The sequence below is a fragment of the Nocardia sp. NPDC127526 genome (assembly GCF_042672265.1).
In the GTDB taxonomy this organism is placed as follows: domain Bacteria; phylum Actinomycetota; class Actinomycetes; order Mycobacteriales; family Mycobacteriaceae; genus Nocardia.
Map to the genome: position 1 here is coordinate 511294 of NZ_JBHXVO010000003.1, position 19684 is coordinate 530977.

Here is a 19684-nt window from a genome sequence, read left to right on the forward strand (position 1 = left end):
TGGCCGTGAACTCGTGGTTGCGGCCGAGTTGCCGAGGGGTGCGAAGACTGACCAGACCAGGATGTGAGTGGGCGCGTGATGCTAGCGTTGTTCCGCATTAGCGCCGAGCTCTCTGTTCGAGCCGTCGAACAGATGGGGGACACGTGACCACTAAAGATCAGAATCCGACCTCGCAGCCCGAACTGGGGCCGCCGGTGGACGCCGACGACATCGAACCGGACGAGCGCGCCTCGGGCGCGCCGGAACGGGACGAGGACGCCGCGGCGGAAGAGGGCAAGGACGAGGCGGAGCAGGGGTCCGGGTTCTTTCCGCCGGTTCCGGATTCGATCGACCAGACCACGGTGTTCTCGCCGGAGGGTCCGGGGCCGGGTGGATTCCCGCCGCCCGGGCCGGGCGAGGGGCCGAATCCGTTCGCGCCGGGGCCGTATGGGCCGGGCAGTGGTCCGAACCCGTTCGCCGGCGGGCCGGAAGGCGCGCCGCCGTTCCCGGGCGGGCCGTACGGCGGGCCCGGATTCCAGGGTGGTCCGAACGGGGCCGCCGAGGGGCAGGGGCCGTTCTCCGGTTCCGGGCCGCAGGGGTTCGCGCCCACCGGGGGTTTCCCGGTGCCGGATGCGGGGCAGTTCGCGCCGCCGCCGAATCCCGGTGCGCCGGGCGGGTTTCCGCCGCCGGGTGGGTCGTACGGTGAGGTGCGCGACGAGACGCCCTACGGCGAGATCCGGCAGGAGATCGGGCCGGATGGCATGGTGCGCCGGGTTTTCCCGGATCAGCCGCAGCCCGAACAGCAGCAGTCGCAGCCCGAGCCGGGGCATTTCGGCGGGCCGTCGCAGGGGCAGTTCGCGCCGGGCAATGATCAGCCGGGTGGGCCCATCTACAGCTGGTCGCCGCCGCCCGCGCCGCCGCAACCGCAGCCGCCGGTCGAGCAGTCACAGCCGGGCTTCGCGCAGCAGCCGGGTTATCAGCAGCCGGGCTGGAATCAGCAGCCGCCGCAGGGTTTTCCGCAGCCGCAGCAGCCCTTCGGGCAGCAGCATCCGCAGCCGGGGCAGTCGGTCAATGATCTGAACCTGCTCAAGCGGGCTCGCAAGGCCCCGCGCAGCGGCTGGCGCCGCGCCGTGCACAAGGCATCCGGCGGCATGATCAATCCGGGCGAGTCCTCGGCGGATGTGGTCTACCGGCAGCTGGTGGACCGGGTGAACCAGCCGGTGCGCGGCGACTACCGGATCGCCATCCTGTCGCTCAAGGGCGGCGTCGGAAAGACCACCACCACGGTCGGTCTCGGCTCCACCTTCTCCTCGCTGCGCGGTGACCGCGTCATCGCCATCGACGCCAACCCGGACCTGGGCACGCTCGCCCACCGGGTGCCCCGGCAGACCCGCTCCACGGTGCGAAACCTGCTGGAGGACAGCCACATCACCCGCTACTCCGATGTGCGGGCGCACACCTCCCAGGCCCCCAGCCGCCTGGAAGTGCTCGCGTCCGAACAGGATCCGGCGGTGTCGGAGGCGTTCAGCGAGGCCGACTACCGCAAGGCCATCGGCATCCTGCAGCAGTTCTACAACATCATCCTGACCGACTGCGGCACCGGACTCATGCACTCGGCCATGTCCGGCGTGCTGGATATGGCCAGCTCGCTGGTGCTGGTCACCTCCCCGGCCATCGACGGCGCGCGCAGCGCCTCGGCCACCCTGGACTGGCTCGACCACCACGGCTACCACAAGCTGGTGGAGCGAACCGTGGTGGTGGTCAACGCTTCTCGCAAAGGTTCCTCCACCGTCGACCTGGACCAGCTGCGCAAGCTGTTCCTGGACCGCACCCGCGCCGTGCAGGTCGTCCCCTTCGACGACCACCTGGCCGAGGGCGCGGAGATCGACCTGGAACTGGTCAGCAAGCCCACCCGGCGCGCGCTGCTGGAACTGGCCGCCATGGTCGCCGACGACTTCGGCTACCACGCCGCCCAGCAGGGCTACCCGCACCAGATGCGCTGAGCCCAAGGGCAGTCCCGGCGGACCGACTTCCGTTGGTCTTCCCGGCGAACCGACTTCGGTTGGTCATCCCGGCGTGCCCTTGGCCGGGATCTCCGGCGGCGCGGTGGATTCCGGCCAAAAGCGCGCCGGAATGACAAGGCGGGTGGGCGTGCCGGTCAGCCGGTCAGCCGGTTGGCTTGCTTGGCTTGCCCGAATTGCCCGGGGCGGTCGCGCGCTTGGCCGCGGTCCGGAAGGCCGCCAGGACGGTGGCCACGGCGGGCCGCTTCTCCGCGTGCGGGCGCGTGGCCAGGTCGTAGAGCCGGGCGGCGCGCACCCCGGCCAGTCGCAGCAGCACCAGCTCCGGATTGCGGCTGGCATAGCGGGGCATGAGGGCCACGCCGTAGCCGGAGGCGACCAGGGCCTCGATCACGGTGAAGTCGTTGAGCCGCTGGGCGATCCGCGGCTGCACGCCGGTCACCGTGGCGATCGAGCGCAGCACATCGTCCACCGGGAACCCGCCCCGCACACTCAGCCAGGTCTCGTCGGCCAGCTCGGCGGGCACCACGGCGCCATTGCGCGCCAGCCGGTGCTCCGGCGCGACCAGGACATCGATCGGCTCCCGCATGAGCACGCGCGAATGCACCCGCGGCCCACCGGGAGACGGGCCGCGCTCATCCCGATGCGTCAGCACCACGTCGTAATCCGCCAGCAGCCGCGGCACCTCGATGGGCGGCACATCCTCGTCCCGCGCCACGATGTCCACCCCGCTGTCGCGCAACTCCGCCAGCACGTGCGGCAACAGCAGCGCCGCCCCCGAGGGGAACAACGCCACCCGCACCTGCCCGCGCGGCGATCCGCGATACGACGCCATTTCGGACGCCGCCCGGTCCATGGCGGCCAGGACCTCATCGGCCCGCACCACCAGCGCCCGCCCGGCATCGGTGAGCCGCACCCGCCGCCCATCGGGCTCGAGCAGCGCCACCCCGGCCTCCCGCGCCAGCACCTTCAACTGCTGCGACACCGCCGACGGCGTCATCGAAAGGGCCTGCGCCACAGCGGCAACCGTCCCCCGATCCGCCAATTCCCGCAACACACGCAGCCGTTCGACGGCCATGCCGGTCGCACCGATCCGCGTGGCGGCGGGACCCGCCGCCACGGCCCGATCCGAAGGTCCGGCCTCCTCGTGCGCTGGTCCGGCTTCCTCATGCGCCGACGTGGCCGGGTTGCCCGTGGGTCCAGACCTCCGGGGCGTTTGCCGGGCAGGGTTGGGGATGCGGCGTGGAGGCGGGACGGTGCGCGGGGGGTGCTGGTCCGCGGGGTGGGGTGGATCGGCCTGCGGCATAGTTAAGTTGTACTACATTATTGGTGCAGAATTATTCGATTGTTCTTACCTATCGATGGCCCCAGAATTTTCCGCATGACCAATCGCGATCGCCTGCTCGGGCTCACTGTGGTGGTGCTGTGGGGGCTGAACTTCCTCGCCATCCGAGTGGGCCTGGACCACTTCCCGCCGTTCTTCTTCGCGGGGCTGCGATTCGCGGTCATCGCGCTGCCGGTGCTGTTCTTCATTCCGCGGCCGAATGTGCCGTGGCGGTGGCTGTTGTTGTACGGCACCGGATTCGGGATCCTGCAGTTCGCCTTCTTGTTCACGGCCATGCGCGCCGGGATGCCGACGGGGCTGTCGTCGCTGGTGCTGCAGTCCTCGGCGCCGTTCACGGTCATGCTGGGCGCGCTGCTGCTGAAGGAACGGCTGCGCGGGATTCAGCTGCTGGGCATCGCGGTCGCCATGGCCGGTATGGCCGTCATCGGCTGGGATCGCGCGCAGCACGCCGCACTGCTGCCCCTGCTGCTGACGCTGGCGGCCGGATTGGGCTGGGCCTTCGGCAATATCGGATCGCGGCTGGCGGTCGCCGGCGCGGACGCGTCGCCCGATCACCCGGTCAATCCGCTGCACCTCACACTGTGGATGGCCGTCGTGCCGCCCATCCCGATGTTCGCCCTGTCCGCCCTGACCGAGGGCCCCGCCACCGGCTGGCGCGCGCTGGCGGCCTCCTTCTCGCCGAGCGGCTGGCCCGCCTTCGCGGCGCTCGCCTACATCGTGCTGCTGGGCACCATCGCGGGCTCGGGCCTGTGGACCTATCTGATGAGCCGCTACCCGGCCGGCACGGTCGCCCCGCTCTCGCTACTGGTCCCGGTGGTGGGCATCGGCGCCTCCTGGGCGTTCCTGAACGAGACCCCCTCGGCGCTGTCGCTGCTGGGCGCTCTCATCGTGATCATCGGTGCGTTCACCGCCACGTCCGCGGGCAGCCGGATAGCTATCCCGGCCCGCTGGAGAATCTTCGGTCCGAAAAAGATCACCCCTACGGACCCGGTGCCGGTTCCCGCTGCTTAGGATTCCTCCCAGCGTGGGAGGTAGCAGGGATGGCAGGACAGCGGAGGTCCGTCACGCGGCGGACGGTGCTGCGGGGCGCGGTCGCGGCGGGGGCTGTAGCGGGGGCGGTGAGCGCGGGCGCACTGCGCCCCACCTCGGCGACCGCGGCGCCGGGCCGTCGCGTGGCCGTACTGGGCGGCGGCGTGGCGGGCCTGACCGCGGCGCACGAGCTCGCCGAGCGCGGCTTCGCGGTGACGGTCTACGAGCGCCGGGCGCTGGGCGGTAAGGCGCGCAGCATCCGGGTGCCCGGCAGCGGCCGCGACGGCCGCCCGGAGCTGTGGGGTGAGCACGGGTTCCGTTTCTTTCCCGGCTTCTACCGGCACCTCCCGGACACCATGCGGCGAATCCCGTTCGCGGGCAATGCCAATGGCGTGTGGGACAACCTGGTCGCCGCCCCGGAGGCCCGCTTCTCCCGCCGCGACGCCGACGATGTCATCCTGCCGCTGGGCAAGGCGTTCAAGTCCTGGGCCACCCCGGACCAGTTCCGTGAGACCGTCGGCTCCGCCATCTCCACCTCGGCCAAGATGCCGACCGCGGACGCGCTGTTCTTCGCCAATCGCTTGCTGGTCTTCAACTCCAGCTGCGATGCCCGCCGCTACGGCCAGTGGGACGACATCTCCTGGAAGGAGTACGTCGGTGCGGGCCAGCGGTCCCGGGAATTCCGCATGCTGCTCTCCCGCACCCTGACCACGCTGCTGGTGGCGGCCAAGGACGATCTGGCCAGCACCCGCACCATCGGCAATATGGGCGAGCAGTTCCTGGGCAATCCGCTCGAGATCGCCAATGACGGTCCGCTGGACCGATTGCTGAACGGCGCCACCACCGAATCGTGGATCGACCCGTGGACGGCCCTGCTGCGCGATCTGGGCGTCGAATTCGTGCAGGCGGAGGTGCGCGGCCTGGAAGTGGGCGGCGGCCGCATCGCCGCCGCCACCACCGCCGGCGGATCCCGCATCGAGGCCGACCATTTCATCGCCGCCATGCCGGTCGAGGTGGCGCGCACCCTGTGGACGCCCGAAATCCTGGCGCTGCGACCGGAATTGGCGGGCATGAGCCAGCTGGTCGTGGACTGGATGACCGGCATCCAGTTCTTCCTGAAGAACCCCACCACTATCGTGCGCGGTCACGCCGCCTACGTCGATTCCCCATGGTCGCTGACTTCCATTGCGCAGCAACAGTTCTGGAATCGCACCCCGATGACCGACCTCGGCGACGGCACCGTGCGGGACTGCCTGTCGGTCGACATCTCCGACTGGAACACCCCCGGCATCCTCTACGGCAAGCCCGCCAAGGAATGCACCCACGACGAGATCGCCCGCGAGGTGTGGGCGCAGCTGCAGGCGCACCTCAACGATCGCGAGGATCTGCTGCGCGATGACGATCTGCACTCCTGGTTCCTGGACACCGGCATCACCTGGGATGCGGCCAACCGCCGCAATGTGAATGCCGATCCGCTGCTGATCAATACCGCCGGTTCCTGGGCGCTGCGCCCGGAATCGCATCAGCCGGCCATCGAAAACCTGTTCCTGGCGGGCGATTACGTGCGCACCGGCGTGGATCTGGCGACTATGGAAGGCGCGTCGGAGTCGGCGCGGACCGCGGTCAACAAGATCCTCGAGGTGACCGGTTCGGACGCGCCGCGCTGCAAGCTGTTCTCGCTGTATCGCGCGGCCGAACTCGAGCCCTTCCGGCAGCTCGATATCGCCAGGTACGCGGCCGGGCAGCCCAACCTCTTCGACGTTCCGATCTAGCGACCGTGCGAGGGGTAAGGGGGTGTGCGGGCCAGGTTTCTCACAAATCACTGGTGCTCCAGCGCGGTTCACCGTTGAATCGAGTGATGAGTGAGATCACCGACCCCGCCGAACTACGTGAACTCCTCGGCACCCCCGCCGAGCGCACCGTCAAGAAGGAACGCGCCCTCCTGCATCCCCGCGATCGGGAGTGGATCGCGGCCTCCCCGTTCCTGGTGCTGGCCACCAGCGACGCCGACGGCAATTGCGATGCCTCCCCGAAGGGCGATCCCGCCGGTTTCGTGCGGGTGCTCGACGACAAGACCATCGCGATTCCGGAGCGCCCGGGCAATCGCCGCGCCGACGGCTATCTCAATATCCTGAGCAACCCGCACGTCGGCGTGATCTTCCTGATCCCCGGCCGCGGTGAGACCCTGCGGGTCAACGGCCGGGCCCGCCTGATCCGCGAGGCCCCGTACTTCGACGACATGGTGGTGCGCGGCCATCGCCCGATCATGGCCATCGAGGTCGATATCGACACCATCTTCCACCACTGCGCCAAGGCCTTCCTGCGCAGCAATCTGTGGAAGCCCGAGCAGTGGGCCGAGGTCACCCTGCCCAGCCAGGCGCAGCTGGTGAAGGAGGTGCAGCCGCAGATCTCCGAATCGGTGGAGGAGCTGGAGCGGCACTACGGCGAGCACTACGAGAAGCTGCTGTACAACACCTGATCGCACGTCACACCCGCCATCCCCATAAACTCGCGTCGTGGCAGACATCTCGATGCGGGGACGATTGGCGTTGCGGGCGGCGACGGCGGCGTCGTGGGCCTCGCAGGCGGCCGGGCGCGGCAAGGGCTCCATGATCGGCGGCCTGATCGCGCTGAAGATCGATCCGACGATCATGACCCAGCTGGGCCGCGGCCGGCGCACGGTGCTGATCACCGGCACCAATGGCAAGTCCACCACCACGCGCATGACCACCGCGGCGCTACAGACGCTGGGCCCGGTCGCCACCCAGGCCGACGGCGCGAACATGGACGCCGGAATCGTGGCCGCGCTCACCGCGAATCGCACCGCGGGGCTGGCCGCCATCGAGGTCGACGAGCTGCATCTGCCGCATGTCGCCGATGCGCTGAACCCGTCCGCGGTGGTGCTGCTCAACCTGTCCCGCGATCAGCTGGACCGGGTCGGCGAGATCAATATGATCGAGCGCCGCCTGCGCGCCGGCATGGCGAAGCACCCGCACGCGGTGCTCATCGCCAACTGCGACGACGTGCTGGTCACCTCCATCGCCTACGACCACCCCAATGTGGTGTGGGTGTCGGCGGGCAGCGGCTGGGCGGTGGACGCCACCAGCTGCCCGCGCAGCGGTGAGCCCATCGTGTGGGAGGGCGAGCACTGGTACAGCACGGGCGCCGATTTCAAACGCCCCGAACCGCAGTGGCGCGTCGACGAGCACACCCTCTACGGCCCCGACGGGCTGGAAATCCCGCTGTCCCTTGCCCTTCCGGGCCGGGCCAACCGCGGCAACGCCGCGCAGGCGGTCGCCGCGGCGGCGGCCCTGGGCGCGGATCCGGCGCGGGCCACCGCGGCGGCGGCCACCGTCCGCGAGATCGCGGGCCGCTACCGCACCGTCGAGATCAACGGCCACAGCACCCGCCTGCTGCTGGCCAAGAATCCGGCGGGCTGGCAGGAGGCGCTGTCCATGATCGACCCGGCCGCAACGGGTCTGGTCATCGCGGTCAACGGCCAGGTGCCCGACGGCGAGGATCTGTCCTGGCTGTGGGATGTCCGCTTCGAACATTTCGAAGGCACCCAGGTGGTCGCCGCCGGGGAGCGCGCCACCGACCTCGCCGTGCGCCTCACCTACGCCGGCGTGGAGCACACCACCATCGCGGATCCCTTGCGCGCCATCGCCTCCTGCCCGCCCGGCCGGGTGGAGGTGCTCGCCAACTACACCGCGTTCCGCGATCTGAACCGCGACCTCGAGGAGAAGGCGGCCGCCCGCGCATGACCGAATCAACGCTTCGAATCGGCCTCGTCCTGCCCGATGTGATGGGCACCTACGGTGACGGCGGCAATGCGGTGGTGCTGCGCCAGCGCGCCCGCATGCGCGGCCACGACGCCGAGATCGTCGAAATCTCGCTGAGCGACCCGGTTCCCGACTCGCTCGACATCTACACCCTCGGCGGTGCGGAGGATTCCGCGCAGCGGCTGGCCACCCGGCATCTGCAGCGCTATCCGGGCCTGCAGCAGGCCGCGGGCCGCGGGGCCCCGGTGCTGGCGATCTGCGCGGCCATCCAGGTGCTCGGCCACTGGTACGAGACCTCCTCCGGCGAACGCGTCGACGGCGTCGGCCTCATCGACGTCACCACCTCCCCGCAGGACAAGCGCGCCATCGGCGAGGTGGCCACCGCGCCCCTGATCCCCGGTCTCTCCCAGCCCCTCACCGGCTTCGAAAACCACCGGGGCGGAACCAAACTCGGCGGCGAGGCTACCGGCCTGGCCCGGGTCACCCGCGGCGTCGGCAATGGCGTGGGCGACGGCCTCGAGGGCGTGGTCCAGGGTTCGGTCATCGGCACCTACATGCACGGTCCGGCACTGGCCCGCAATCCCGAGCTCGCCGACCTGCTGCTGGCCCGCGCCCTGGGCGTGGATTCCCTGCCGCCGCTGGATCTTCCGGAGGTCGACCAGCTGCGCCGGGAACGCTTGCGCGCCTGAGGATATGAGTCCGGTGCGCGGCGAATAATAGCTTATCGGCATTAATTCCGGCCGGTTCTTTTCGAACGTGTTGAGCCGGTGCCCTCCTCCCGGTAGTGTCGCGCGCGGCCATATGTGATGAGGGAGGTGGCCGGTTGCGCAGGCGCGCCGTGTTGAAGGCTGCCGGGGTGGCGGCTCTGCTGGCGGGCGTGGGAACGGGTGCCGCCGTGCGCGGTACGGGTGCCGCGTCCGCGAATCCGGTATGGAACGCGCTCTTCGCGGAATGGGTGCCGGAAATCTTTGCGCCCCTTCCGAACCCGCCCGAGCACTCGGAGGCCATCGTCATCGGCTCCGGATTCGGCGCGGCCGTCACGGCGCTGCGGCTGGCCGAGGCCGGCGTGCAGAACACGGTGCTGGAGCGCGGCTCGCGCTGGCCCAATGATCCGTGGCGGGAGATCTTCACCGGCGACGATCTGCCCGACGGCCGCGGCTTCTGGCATCGCACCAGTTTCACCGGCGTCACCAAGGTGCCCATGTCCTTCGCCGATTTCGGCGGCGTGCTCGATGTCACCGAATATCCCGGCATCGACGTGTGGCGGGCCGCGGCGGTCGGCGGCGGCTCGGTCATCTTCACCGGCGCCATGGTGGCACCGCCCAAGCATCTGTTCGACGCCGTCTTCGGCGGCGTGGTCGACTACGACGAGCTGGACCGGGTCTACTACCCCCGCGTGCGGCAGATGCTGCGGCTGAGCCCCATGCCCGCGGATGTGTACAACTCCGCGCCCTTCGCCCATTCCCGCATCTGGGATCAGCAGGTGCGGGCCGCGGGTTATCAACCGCAGGCCAATGATTCGATCTTCAACTGGGATGTCATCCGGGCCGAACTGGCGGGCACCTCGCGCGCCTCGGCCACCGCCTCGCGCAGCAATCTCGGCAATTCCAATGGCGCCAAGTTCGATCTGAACCAGAACTATCTGCGCTACGCGGAGGCCACCGGCAAGTCGGCCATTTACCCGGGCCATCGCGTGGATTCCATCGGCCAGGACGCCAATGGCAAATACGTCGTCAAGGTGACGAAGCTGGCCCCCACCGGTCAGGTGCAGGCCACCCGCACCCTCACCTGTGATCGCCTGTTCCTCGGCGCGGGCTCGGTCGGCACCTCGGAGCTGCTGGTGCGCGCCCAGGCAACCGGCGCGCTGCCGCAGCTCAACGAGTACATCGGCGACGGCTGGGGCACCAATGGCGATGTGGTGCTGGCGCGCAGCTTCAGCACACCCACCGGCACCGGCGGCGGCGTGCCGAGCGCGAGCCGCATCCTGGACGAGTCGGGCGTACCGCTGACCCTCGAAAACTGGTATGTCCCGGGCATTCCCGTGGAGACCGGCGCCATCGCCTCGCTGGGCATGGTGCTGGACCCGACGCGCGCCCGCTTCGGGTACCACCGGGGCAGCGATTCGGTCGGGCTGTCGTGGTCGCGAGCCACCCAGGATCAAGTGCTCGCGGCCTGCCGCACCGTGGACGATCGTATTGCCGCCAAGGGCGGGTCCTCGGTCGACTACACCCCGATCGGCTACGACGCCAATGCCTTCTTCACCGCCCATCCGCTCGGCGGCGCGGTGCTCGGGCGGGCGACGGACGCGCACGGCCGCGTGCACGGGCACCCGGGTCTGTACGTCATGGACGGCGCCGCCCTGCCGGGCAGCACGGCCACGGTGAACCCGTCGCTGACCATCACGGCGGTGGCGGAACGGAATATCGAGGCGATCATTCGCGCAGGTCGGTAGACCTTCCCCGGTCCTCGGCGCGGCCGATTACGCTGGCGCGGGACCGTTCGATGTGGAAGGGGTCGGCGTGATCGAGGCCAGTGCACCGGATCCGGAGTTCCCGCGCAAACCGCCGGCCCTGTGGACGGACTGGTTCATGCTCGCCCTGGCCGTGGCGTCGGTGGTGCTGGTCGTCTGGGTGACCTTCTTCCCGGTCTCCGGCCATACCTACCGCACCATCCAGATCCTCGACTACGCCATCTGCGCGATCTTCGCGGCCGAATTCCTGTGGCGCTGGCGGCGGGAGGGCTGGAGCTGGACCTTCCCGTTCGTCTACTGGTACGAGGTCCTGGGCATGATCCCGGTGACGAGCCCCTTCTTCCGCGCCTTCCGGCTGCTGCGCATCGTGGTGATCGTGGTCCGCCTGGCCCGCGTGGCCGATCGCGCCTTCGGCGACCGGGTCACCGCCGCCATCGTGAACCGTTCGGTGGGCACCATTGTCGAGACCATCAAGCGCCCGGTCACCATGGCCGTGCTGGACGAGGTGGCGCACGTGCTGCGCACCGGTCACTACACCCGCAATATCGCCAATGCGCTGGAGGAGAATCGCGGTGAGATCGACGAGATGATCGTCGAGCTCATTCGCAAGGACCCGCAATTGGGCCGTGTCCGCTATCTCCCCTTCCACGAGGACATCATTCGCGGCATCGCCGACGCCAGCTTCCGCATCGTCTTCCAGGTGCTCGCCGATCCGCGCACCGACGAACTGGTCGCCGATGTGTTGCGGGAGAACGTGAATCAGATGCGCGATGCCGTCCGCGAGGGGGTGCGGGTGCCGGAGTCGATCAACCACCGGCTGCCCGCCCAGTAGCGGCTCCGCTAGTGCGCGTGCCGGATCTCTTCGCGCGGATCCCGGTAGCGCACGGTCTCCCAGCCGATCAGCGCCGCCAGCACCGCGCACAGCATGCCCAGCGCCGCCAGCGCGGGCAGCACGTTCGCCAGCGGTATCAGAACGAGCAGCAGCAGCGCCGCCACCAGTCGATGCACACCCAGGTTCCCCGTGGCGTAATGCTTGAACCCGACCAGCGCGAGCAGATACACCACCACGCCGCCGTACAGCGCGAACAGCGGAATGCCGTGCAGCGCGTCGCTGAGCGTGTGGTCGGTCCCGTCGCCGACGTAGTTCAGCACCTTCTTCAGCCCCAGCGACAGCGCGATGACGCCGACGATCATCGGGAAATGCCAGTAGGTGTAGCAGTTTCGCGCGATCTGGATGCGTCGCGCCCCGGTGGCGTGGTGCATGGCGTGCTCCACCGTCAGCGCCGCCACGTCGAAGTAGGCCCACCACAGCAGTCCGGAAACCGCCAGTCCCAGCATGGATCCCACGATGATGGGCCAGTCGATGGGCAGCCCGGCCACCCCGATGCCGATGGACACGATGGATTCGCCCAGCGCGATAATGATGATCAGCCCGTAGCGTTCGGCGAAGTGCTTGACGGAGTTGAGCCGCCAGTCGGTGCCCGCGAACTGGGTCCACAACATGTCGCCCGCGAGCGCCACGAACCACAGCCCGATCTGCCAGCCGCCGTCGGTGAAGGCGCCGATGAGCAGGAAAGTGGCGGAGACACTGAGTGATCCGGCCGCCCAGCGCACCACCTGACCGCGTAGCTGCGCGTCATTGGCGCTGGCGAGCAAGAACACCGCCAGGTGCACCAGACGCACCACGAGATAGGCGATGACGAACACCAGCGGCCCGTAGAAGCCGCCCGCCAGATCGTGGAAGGCCTCGGGAATGGTCAGCGCGATGACGAAGACCGCGCCCATGGCCACGAACATGGCCACCCGCACGATGCCCTCATCGGCCTTGACCACATTGCCGAGCCAGGAGTAGGCGATCCACGCCCACCACAGCATGGTGAGGATCAGGAGCGCGCGCAGCATATTGACCGCTGTGGTCTCGTGCGCGGCGAGGTCGGTGACCATGGTGAAGGCGAAGACGATCACCAGGTCGAAGAAGAGTTCCAGCTGGGTGACGGAGGCGTTTTCCTCGACCTTCGTCATACGGGAGCGTTGCGCACCGGGCATAGGGGACATCTTGCAATGTGCAAGCCCCCGAAACAGCCCCCAAATATGGCGTGTTCGCTGTTGGCGTCAGGCGGTTCCGAAACCGGGCTCGAACTTGCCGCCGTGATGCAGCCACGGATTGTTGGTTGCGGGTTCGTAACCCACGGAGTCGGCGTAGGGCATTTCCTCGAGATCGGCCGGTCCGTCGGCCAGGCCCTCGACGCCGGTGAGCGCCTCGACGAAGGCGACGAAATTGGCGATGGTCGCCTCGCCCTCGCGCCGCGCGCCGCGCTTGAGCAGCATGCCGGGCGCGGGAATCGGCAGGTAGACCTCGGTGTGGTACCAGACCTCGGTGCTGCCGTCCTCGAGCTCGGCGAGTTCGAACCAGCCCTGGCCGCCGGCGCCGGCGCTGCTCTCGGTGACCTTCCAGGCGACCTTGTTCTCGGTGCAGGTGTATTCGACGACCTGCCGGTCCGGGCGGCCCATGATGTTGGCGGAGACGTAGACCCGTTTGGGGCGGCCCAGCTTGTCGCGGGTGGCGACGCGAACGTCCTGGTGGGAAGGCGACCAGTCGGGCAGTTGCTCGACCAGGAGCAACGCCTCCATCACCTGATCGGGATCGATGTCGATGACGAACCGGTGATCGTTCTTAGTACGCATTCCAAACCCTCCAGCTTTGAGGCCCGATTGTGACCAGCGTCGCTTCGAGAGTCAACTGCGTCGACCGCCCCGCGGGACCCCTGCGGCCGGGTTGAGCTGTGAATACTGCTGGCAGCCAAGGGAATCGGAATAAACCGTACGAAAACATAAAAATCGGTCGGCTAGCCGCCGTCCGGGGGCAACACCTCCGCATCCGGGCCCGGGAAGACGAGGCTCTCGTGCCCGTCCGGGAATCGCACGACATACGGCGGCGCGCCGTCGTCGCCGCGCACTTCGATGATCTCCGCGGTGTGGTTGGGCAGGCCCACATTGCGGCCGTGCACCACAAGCTGGTCGCCGATGTTCGCTCGCATGACTGAAATTTTCTCCGCTCGTGACGCGCGTCACAAGGTTCCGGCCACATTTGCCCGTTGACACCACTCCAGACGTAGTACTACATTTCTAATCACTACGAACGAAGTACAACAAACGAGGCGGTTAAAGATGCGAAAGCTTGTCTACTACGTCGCGGTCTCGCTCGACGGCTACATCGCTGGTCCGCAGGGTGAGTACGACTTCTATCCGCTCGATCAGGACATGGCGGCCTGGATCTGCCGGCGGTATCCGGAATCGGTAGCGGCCATGTTCCGCTCGCAGGCGGGCCTGGACGGCGTGCCGAACGTGCACTGGGACACCGTGCTCATGGGCCGCGCCACCTACGAGGCGGGCGGCCAGGCGAATCCGTACGGCCACTTGAAGCAGTACGTCTGGACGAACTCGCGCACCATCGACGAACCCGGAATCGAGCAGGTCACCGGCGATCCGGCGGAGTTCGTGCGGGGGCTGAAGAAGCAAGCGGGCAAGGACATTTGGCTGTGCGGCGGCGCGCGGCTGGCCGGCGCCCTCATGGACGAGATCGACCAGCTGATCGTCAAGAGCTATCCGGTGATCGCCGGTGCGGGCATCCCGATGTTCGCTGCCGGGTTCCGGCCCACACAGTTCAAGGTCACGCAGCGAGAGGAGTTCGGCAATGGCGCGACGGTCACCTGGCTCGACCGAGCCTGATCACTTCGACCCGATCATCCTGATTCTCAACGGACAAGGCGGTATTCCCATGCGAAAGCAGACCAGCACCTACCCGGCCGCGATCCAGCGGCGCTTCCAGGATCCGGGCAGGTCGAAGATCCGGGCCGACCGCGGCCGGCAGGCCAAGCAGCTCAGGCGCGTTCGCGCAGTAGCCCGGTGACCCGCACCGAAGTCTCGTGCAGCCGGTTGAACACCTCGAGCAGCCATTCCAGCTGCTCGACGGTGTAACCGGCGGATATCTTCCCGAATTCGCTTGCCAGCACCTCGTAGTGGGGCGCTATCTCGTCGATGCGCTCGGCGACCGCGGTGATGATGACCCGCCGCCGATCCCGTGCATCGTTCTCCCGCCGCACGAATCCGGCCTTCAGCAGCCGGTCGATCATGCGGGTGATGGCCCCCGTGGTGAGCCCCGTGCGCTGGGCGAGCTCCCCGGCCGTGGCCGGTCCGTCCAGGCGCAGCATGTTCAGGCAGCGCAGATCCGTCACGTGCAGGCCCAGCCGATCGGCCATGGCCTGATGCATCATCACCGCATCGGTGGCGGTGCGCTGGGCGGCGAGCGTGAGCGCGGCCCCGAGTTCTTCCTGCTTCTTCGTCATTGCTTGACAGCTTAGTCTTACCCGGGCAGTATCTTACTCATTCAACTATTGATCAATTCAGTTAATGAACAGATCAAGTAATTAGGAGCTGTCATGACCACGCACGTCACCGACGAAGCCGCCGTCCGCGCCGTCTTCGACCGGCTGAACCAGGCCTGGGCCGCGGCCGACGCCCGCGCCTTCGCCGCCGAGTTCACCGAGGACGCCGACTACGTCACCTTCTTCGGCCCGCGCTACAAGGGCCGCGCAGATATAGAGGCCATGCATCAGCCGGTCTTCGAGAAATGGCAGCGGGGCACCCGGCTCGACGGCGAGGTCACCGCGGTGCGATTCCTGACGCCGGAGGTGGCGCTCGTGCACGGCAAGGGCGCGGTGGTGAAGGGCAAGCGCCGGCGCAACCGCTTCAACACGAAGGTCAATCTGTTCGTAATGATTCGCGAGGCCGGCCGGTGGCGGGTCGCGGCATTCCACAACACCAAGCAGAACTGGTTGCTGACAATGCTTTCCACCCGGCACGACCCCCGGCCCGCGGCATAACGTGGATCACAGCCGGGAGGTAGCGCAAATCCGCTGGACCCGGCTCGGTAGTCTTGGGGATCGGTAGCAGCAGTTTGTCGATCTTGGAGGATTCCCACCGTGGCTCTCGTCGTCCAGAAGTACGGAGGATCCTCGGTCGCCACCGCCGAGCGCATCCGCAGGGTCGCCGAGCGGATCGTCGAGACCAAGAAGCAGGGCCACGATGTCGTCGTCGTGTGCTCGGCCATGGGTGACACCACCGACGAGCTCCTCGACCTGGCCCAGCAGGTGGCCCCCGCGGCCCCGGCCCGCGAAATGGACATGCTGCTCACCTCGGGTGAGCGCATCTCGAACGCGCTGGTGGCCATGGCCATTCATTCCCTCGGCGCGGAGGCCCGGTCCTTCACCGGTTCCCAGGCCGGCGTGATCACCACCGGCACGCACGGCAATGCCAAGATCATCGACGTCACCCCGGGCCGCGTCCAGGACGCACTGGCCGAGGGCACCATCGTGCTGGTGGCCGGCTTCCAGGGCGTGTCCCAGGATTCCAAGGACGTCACCACGCTGGGCCGCGGCGGCTCCGACACCACCGCCGTCGCCCTCGCCGCCGCGCTGAACGCCGATGTGTGCGAGATCTACACCGATGTGGAGGGCGTCTTCTCCGCCGACCCGCGCATCGTCTCCGACGCCCAGAAGCTCGACACCGTCTCCTTCGAGGAGATGCTCGAGCTCGCCGCCTGCGGCGCGAAAGTTCTCATGCTGCGCTGTGTCGAGTACGCGCGCCGCTACAACGTGCCGGTCCACGTGCGCTCGTCGTACTCGGATAAAGAAGGCACCCTGATTACCGGATCGATGGAGGACATCCCCTTGGAGCAAGCAATCCTCACGGGCGTCGCGCACGACCGCAGCGAGGCCAAGGTGACCGTGGTCGGCATTCCGGACGAGCCGGGCTACGCCGCCAAGGTGTTCCGGGCCGTCGCCGATGCCGAGATCAATATCGACATGGTGCTGCAGAACATCTCGAAGGTGGAGACGGGCAAGACCGACATCACCTTCACCCTGCCCAAGCTGGACGGCCCGCGCGCCGTCGAGCTGCTCACCAAGCGGCAGGGCGATATCGGCTTCTCGCAGGTGGTCTACGACGACCACGTCGGCAAGGTGTCGCTGGTCGGCGCGGGCATGAAGTCGCACCCGGGCGTGACCGCCACCTTCTGCGAATCCCTCGCCGAGGCGGGGATCAACATCGACCTCATCTCCACCTCCGAGATTCGGATCTCGGTGCTGGTCAAGGACACCGATCTGGACGAGGCCGTGAAGGTGCTGCACCAGGCCTTCGATCTGGGCGGCGACGAAGTGGCGGTCGTGCACGCCGGAACGGGACGGTAGAGCCATGGGAGTACGCGTAGGCGTCGTCGGCGCGACCGGTCAGGTCGGCGCCGTCATGCGGAAGCTGCTGGAGGAGCGCGACTTCCCGGCCGATGAGGTGCGCTTCTTCGCCTCCTCGCGCTCGGCCGGCACCAAGCTGCCCTTCCGCGGCCAGGAGATCGTCGTCGAGGACACCGAGACCGCCGATCCGTCCGGTCTGGACATCGCGCTGTTCTCGGCCGGGGCCACCATGTCCCGCGTGCAGGCCCCGCGCTTCGCCGCCGCCGGCGTCACCGTCATCGACAACTCCTCGGCCTGGCGCAAGGATCCCGAGGTGCCGCTGGTCGTCTCCGAGGTCAATCCGGAGCAGACCCGCAACCTGGTCAAGGGCATCATCGCCAACCCGAACTGCACCACCATGGCCGCCATGCCGGTGCTCAAGGTGCTGCACGACGAGGCGAACCTGCGCCGGCTGATCGTGTCCAGCTACCAGGCGGTCTCGGGCTCCGGCCTGGCCGGCGTGGAGGAGCTGGCCTCCCAGGTGCGCGCCGTCATCGGCGATGCCGAGAAGCTGGTGCACGACGGTTCCGCCGTCCGGTTCCCGGCCCCGAACAAGTACGTCGCGCCCATCGCCTTCGACGTGATCCCGCTCGCGGGCTCGCTGGTCGACGACGATTCCGGCGAGACCGACGAGGACCAGAAGCTGCGCAACGAGTCGCGCAAGATCCTGGGCATCCCGGATCTCGCGGTGAGCGGCACCTGCGTCCGCGTCCCGGTCTTCACCGGTCACTCGCTGTCCATCAATGCCGAGTTCGCCGAGCCGCTCTCGGTGGCGCGTGCGCAGGAGTTGCTGGCCACCGCCCCCGGCGTGCAGCTGACCGACGTCCCGACTCCGCTGGCCGCCGCCGGCATCGACGAATCCCTCGTCGGCCGCATCCGCCAGGATCCGGGCGTTCCGGACGGCCGCGGCCTGGCTCTGTTCATCTCGGGCGACAACCTGCGAAAGGGCGCCGCCCTGAACACCATTCAGATCGCCGAGGTTCTGCTCGCCGATCGCTGATCCGGCCGAAACGGAAAACGGGCCGTCCGATCCCTCGGGATCGGGCGGCCCGTTTCGTATCTCCCGCCAAATATCCGAAATATCGGTAAGTTTGATTAGGGATCAATCGGTCCAAAGTTCGGCACAGGGGAGGGGCGGCAGATGATCTATCGCCATCCCGTCGATCGTCACTTCAATGCAGTGCGGTCGCAGGTGTCTTGCGAGGCGTTCGGCAATTGTGCGTTCGGTGCGGTAGTCGAGCACCATGCCACCGGGAAAGCGTAGGCGCACATGAACTTCGCGTGTTCCGGGTGCCACGCTCATGACCACCCCTTGTCGTCCGTTCGGTTCGACGGGTCCTCTTCAAACGGTAAACACAGAAAAATTGCGGTGCAATAAGAAAAATACATGTTCCATACTGTGCGCCGTAAGCTCGCCGGTTCTGGAATCCTTGTCGGCAGATCCCATCGGGAAGGAGAAGGGCATGAAGGACATCGGCGAAACCAGCGGGCGGTGACGGCCGGGAAAGCCGATCAGGCAGAAGGAGTTTGACCCGGTGGCCGAAAGTACCCTTGGGGCACGGGTAGCGGAGTTACGCCGGCGGCGGGGACTATCGCAGAAAGAGCTGGGCGCGGCGATCAGGCGCTCGGAAAGCTGGGTGTCGCAGGTCGAACGGGATGTACTTCCCGTCGAGCGATTGTCGGTGCTGCAACGACTGGCCGATGTGCTCGGCGTGGCGGTGCGGGATCTGCGGCCGGAGGCGGCCGAACCCATGGCCGCCGACCGCGGGGACGGCCATCGCGCCGGATCCGTCGTCTTCGAGCAGTTGCGGTTGCTGCTCACCGGGCATCCCGCCCTGGAGCAGCTCTTCGGTGACGAGGCCGATCGCGAGTCGGCCGACACGTTGCCCGGATTGCAACAGCGCGTCGATATCGCCTGGCAGCTGGCACACGAATCGCGGCTGGTGGAAGTCGGCGGCGCACTGCTGGAACTGATTCCGGAGCTCGAGCACGCCGCCCGGATCACCAGCGACAAGCGGCCGGAGGTGCTGACGCTGCTGTCGCGCGCCTACCAGGTGGCCGCGACCGCGTTCACCCGGCAGGAGGAGGTCGATGCCGCGTGGGTGGCCGCCGATCGGGCGCTCACCGCGGCCGAGGAATCCGGTGATGCGCTCAGCGTGGTGGCCGGAACCTACCGCATGGCACAGGCATTCCTGCGCTTGCAGCGACTCGAGCAAGCCGAACAGGCGGCCCGGGTCTCGGTGACGGCACTCGCGCCGCAGATCGGCGACGAGACGCTGTGCCGGCCGGAAGTGCTGTCGCTCTACGGATCTCTGCAGCTCATGCTGGCGGTGATCGCGGCGACCGACGGGAATCGGCTGGCGGCGCGCGCGGGCCTGGCCGCGGCGCGCACCGCCGCGGAGCGACTCGGCGAGGGCCGCAACGACTTCGACACCGAATTCGGTCCGACCAGCGTGGCTGTGCACGCGGTGGCGGTGGCGGTCGAATTGGGCGATGCCGGTGAGGCTCTCGATACCGCCCGCACCGTGGACGCCACGGTCCTGTCCCCGGAGCGGCAGGCCCGCTTCCTGGTGGACGTGGCCCGGGCGCACGCGCAGCGGCGGCAGGCGCAGGAAGCCTTGGCGGCCTTGCTCACCGCCGAACGGCTGACGCCGGAACTGGTGCGCACCGATCATCGGGCGCGCGAGGTCGTCCGCGATCTGCTGCAGTTCGCGGGCCGGCGGCCGGCCGACGAACTGCGCGAGCTCGCGGGCCGGGCGGCGGTGACACCCTAG

General features: G+C 68.2%; 19 protein-coding genes. 13 read left to right on the forward strand and 6 right to left on the reverse strand.

Annotated features, from left to right (window positions below; genetic code table 11):
* The first annotated feature begins 143 nt into the window (after positions 1 to 143).
* On the forward strand, positions 144 to 1982 hold the full coding sequence (locus tag ACFVIV_RS08500) for a MinD/ParA family protein (protein ID WP_379194132.1): 1839 nt from the start codon (positions 144 to 146) through the stop codon (positions 1980 to 1982).
* Positions 1983 to 2145: 163 nt separating this feature from the next.
* Here the strand turns inward: ACFVIV_RS08500 and ACFVIV_RS08505 are convergent, their stop codons facing one another.
* Positions 2146 to 3075, reverse strand: a complete 930-nt coding sequence (locus ACFVIV_RS08505; protein WP_379194218.1) for a LysR family transcriptional regulator — start codon at positions 3073 to 3075, stop codon at positions 2146 to 2148.
* Positions 3076 to 3378: 303 nt separating this feature from the next.
* On the opposite strand from ACFVIV_RS08505, the gene ACFVIV_RS08510 reads away from it, so the two are divergent.
* The 7 genes from ACFVIV_RS08510 to ACFVIV_RS08540 all read left to right on the forward strand — a co-directional run bounded on the left by ACFVIV_RS08510 (position 3379) and on the right by ACFVIV_RS08540 (position 11455).
* Positions 3379 to 4353, forward strand: coding sequence for an EamA family transporter (locus ACFVIV_RS08510; protein WP_379194133.1), 975 nt, complete (start codon positions 3379 to 3381; stop codon positions 4351 to 4353).
* 29 nt (positions 4354 to 4382) lie between these two features.
* A complete protein-coding gene (locus ACFVIV_RS08515; protein WP_379194134.1) occupies positions 4383 to 6143 on the forward strand; it encodes an FAD-dependent oxidoreductase in 1761 nt (586 codons plus the stop codon).
* Positions 6144 to 6229: 86 nt separating this feature from the next.
* Positions 6230 to 6850 (forward strand): pyridoxamine 5'-phosphate oxidase family protein, encoded by a 621-nt coding sequence (locus ACFVIV_RS08520; RefSeq protein ID WP_379194135.1) that lies wholly within the window; start codon positions 6230 to 6232, stop codon positions 6848 to 6850.
* Between the two features lie 52 nt (positions 6851 to 6902).
* Positions 6903 to 8135: a MurT ligase domain-containing protein gene (locus ACFVIV_RS08525; protein ID WP_379194219.1), complete on the forward strand. Its 1233-nt coding sequence runs from the start codon at positions 6903 to 6905 to the stop codon at positions 8133 to 8135.
* Complete coding sequence (locus tag ACFVIV_RS08530) at positions 8132 to 8842, forward strand: type 1 glutamine amidotransferase (RefSeq protein ID WP_379194136.1); 711 nt, start codon at positions 8132 to 8134, stop codon at positions 8840 to 8842. Before ACFVIV_RS08525 ends, ACFVIV_RS08530 begins: the two co-directional genes overlap by 4 nt.
* Positions 8843 to 8976: 134 nt before the next feature.
* Positions 8977 to 10605, forward strand: coding sequence for a GMC oxidoreductase (locus ACFVIV_RS08535; protein WP_379194137.1), 1629 nt, complete (start codon positions 8977 to 8979; stop codon positions 10603 to 10605).
* A 67-nt stretch (positions 10606 to 10672) separates the two neighbouring features.
* Complete coding sequence (locus ACFVIV_RS08540) at positions 10673 to 11455, forward strand: ion transporter (protein ID WP_379194138.1); 783 nt, start codon at positions 10673 to 10675, stop codon at positions 11453 to 11455.
* An 8-nt stretch (positions 11456 to 11463) separates the two neighbouring features.
* Here ACFVIV_RS08540 and ACFVIV_RS08545 read toward each other — a convergent pair whose 3' ends face one another.
* The 3 genes from ACFVIV_RS08545 to ACFVIV_RS08555 all read right to left on the reverse strand — a co-directional run bounded on the left by ACFVIV_RS08545 (position 11464) and on the right by ACFVIV_RS08555 (position 13661).
* Positions 11464 to 12669 carry a low temperature requirement protein A gene (locus ACFVIV_RS08545; RefSeq protein ID WP_379194139.1) on the reverse strand — a complete coding sequence of 402 codons (1206 nt, stop codon included), beginning with the start codon at positions 12667 to 12669 and terminating at the stop codon, positions 11464 to 11466.
* 66 nt (positions 12670 to 12735) lie between these two features.
* The gene (locus ACFVIV_RS08550; RefSeq protein ID WP_379194140.1) at positions 12736 to 13308 is read right to left on the reverse strand and encodes an SRPBCC family protein; all 573 of its coding nucleotides are present in this window, start codon (positions 13306 to 13308) and stop codon (positions 12736 to 12738) included.
* A 161-nt stretch (positions 13309 to 13469) separates the two neighbouring features.
* Positions 13470 to 13661: a DUF1918 domain-containing protein gene (locus tag ACFVIV_RS08555; protein ID WP_379194141.1), complete on the reverse strand. Its 192-nt coding sequence runs from the start codon at positions 13659 to 13661 to the stop codon at positions 13470 to 13472.
* 130 nt (positions 13662 to 13791) lie between these two features.
* Here ACFVIV_RS08555 and ACFVIV_RS08560 point away from each other — a divergent pair, with 130 nt between their 5' ends.
* On the forward strand, positions 13792 to 14352 hold the full coding sequence (locus tag ACFVIV_RS08560) for a dihydrofolate reductase family protein (protein ID WP_379194142.1): 561 nt from the start codon (positions 13792 to 13794) through the stop codon (positions 14350 to 14352).
* Positions 14353 to 14504: 152 nt separating this feature from the next.
* On the opposite strand, the gene ACFVIV_RS08565 is transcribed toward ACFVIV_RS08560, so the two are convergent.
* A complete protein-coding gene (locus tag ACFVIV_RS08565; RefSeq protein WP_379194143.1) occupies positions 14505 to 14969 on the reverse strand; it encodes a MarR family winged helix-turn-helix transcriptional regulator in 465 nt (154 codons plus the stop codon).
* A gap of 93 nt (positions 14970 to 15062) precedes the next feature.
* Here ACFVIV_RS08565 and ACFVIV_RS08570 point away from each other — a divergent pair, with 93 nt between their 5' ends.
* The 3 genes from ACFVIV_RS08570 to ACFVIV_RS08580 all read left to right on the forward strand — a co-directional run bounded on the left by ACFVIV_RS08570 (position 15063) and on the right by ACFVIV_RS08580 (position 17910).
* Positions 15063 to 15506 carry an SgcJ/EcaC family oxidoreductase gene (locus ACFVIV_RS08570; RefSeq protein ID WP_379194144.1) on the forward strand — a complete coding sequence of 148 codons (444 nt, stop codon included), beginning with the start codon at positions 15063 to 15065 and terminating at the stop codon, positions 15504 to 15506.
* 99 nt (positions 15507 to 15605) lie between these two features.
* Positions 15606 to 16871 carry an aspartate kinase gene (locus tag ACFVIV_RS08575; protein WP_379194145.1) on the forward strand — a complete coding sequence of 422 codons (1266 nt, stop codon included), beginning with the start codon at positions 15606 to 15608 and terminating at the stop codon, positions 16869 to 16871.
* A gap of 4 nt (positions 16872 to 16875) precedes the next feature.
* Positions 16876 to 17910 carry an aspartate-semialdehyde dehydrogenase gene (locus tag ACFVIV_RS08580; protein WP_379194146.1) on the forward strand — a complete coding sequence of 345 codons (1035 nt, stop codon included), beginning with the start codon at positions 16876 to 16878 and terminating at the stop codon, positions 17908 to 17910.
* A 102-nt stretch (positions 17911 to 18012) separates the two neighbouring features.
* Here ACFVIV_RS08580 and ACFVIV_RS08585 read toward each other — a convergent pair whose 3' ends face one another.
* Positions 18013 to 18213: a hypothetical protein gene (locus ACFVIV_RS08585; protein WP_379194147.1), complete on the reverse strand. Its 201-nt coding sequence runs from the start codon at positions 18211 to 18213 to the stop codon at positions 18013 to 18015.
* 232 nt (positions 18214 to 18445) lie between these two features.
* Here ACFVIV_RS08585 and ACFVIV_RS08590 point away from each other — a divergent pair, with 232 nt between their 5' ends.
* A complete protein-coding gene (locus tag ACFVIV_RS08590; RefSeq protein WP_379194148.1) occupies positions 18446 to 19684 on the forward strand; it encodes a helix-turn-helix domain-containing protein in 1239 nt (412 codons plus the stop codon).

What these genes read in the sequence shown, in the direction of transcription:
- ACFVIV_RS08505 (WP_379194218.1), bottom strand. Translation starts at nt 3,075, where the DNA reads ATGGCCGTCGAACGGCTGCGTGTGTTGCGGGAATTGGCGGATCGGGGG.
- ACFVIV_RS08510 (WP_379194133.1), top strand. Translation starts at nt 3,379, where the DNA reads ATGACCAATCGCGATCGCCTGCTCGGGCTCACTGTGGTGGTGCTGTGG.
- ACFVIV_RS08515 (WP_379194134.1), top strand. Translation starts at nt 4,383, where the DNA reads ATGGCAGGACAGCGGAGGTCCGTCACGCGGCGGACGGTGCTGCGGGGC.
- ACFVIV_RS08520 (WP_379194135.1), top strand. Translation starts at nt 6,230, where the DNA reads ATGAGTGAGATCACCGACCCCGCCGAACTACGTGAACTCCTCGGCACC.
- ACFVIV_RS08525 (WP_379194219.1), top strand. Translation starts at nt 6,903, where the DNA reads ATGCGGGGACGATTGGCGTTGCGGGCGGCGACGGCGGCGTCGTGGGCC.
- ACFVIV_RS08530 (WP_379194136.1), top strand. Translation starts at nt 8,132, where the DNA reads ATGACCGAATCAACGCTTCGAATCGGCCTCGTCCTGCCCGATGTGATG.
- ACFVIV_RS08545 (WP_379194139.1), bottom strand. Translation starts at nt 12,669, where the DNA reads ATGCCCGGTGCGCAACGCTCCCGTATGACGAAGGTCGAGGAAAACGCC.
- ACFVIV_RS08550 (WP_379194140.1), bottom strand. Translation starts at nt 13,308, where the DNA reads ATGCGTACTAAGAACGATCACCGGTTCGTCATCGACATCGATCCCGAT.
- ACFVIV_RS08555 (WP_379194141.1), bottom strand. Translation starts at nt 13,661, where the DNA reads ATGCGAGCGAACATCGGCGACCAGCTTGTGGTGCACGGCCGCAATGTG.
- ACFVIV_RS08560 (WP_379194142.1), top strand. Translation starts at nt 13,792, where the DNA reads ATGCGAAAGCTTGTCTACTACGTCGCGGTCTCGCTCGACGGCTACATC.
- ACFVIV_RS08565 (WP_379194143.1), bottom strand. Translation starts at nt 14,969, where the DNA reads ATGACGAAGAAGCAGGAAGAACTCGGGGCCGCGCTCACGCTCGCCGCC.
- ACFVIV_RS08570 (WP_379194144.1), top strand. Translation starts at nt 15,063, where the DNA reads ATGACCACGCACGTCACCGACGAAGCCGCCGTCCGCGCCGTCTTCGAC.
- ACFVIV_RS08580 (WP_379194146.1), top strand. Translation starts at nt 16,876, where the DNA reads ATGGGAGTACGCGTAGGCGTCGTCGGCGCGACCGGTCAGGTCGGCGCC.
- ACFVIV_RS08585 (WP_379194147.1), bottom strand. Translation starts at nt 18,213, where the DNA reads ATGAGCGTGGCACCCGGAACACGCGAAGTTCATGTGCGCCTACGCTTT.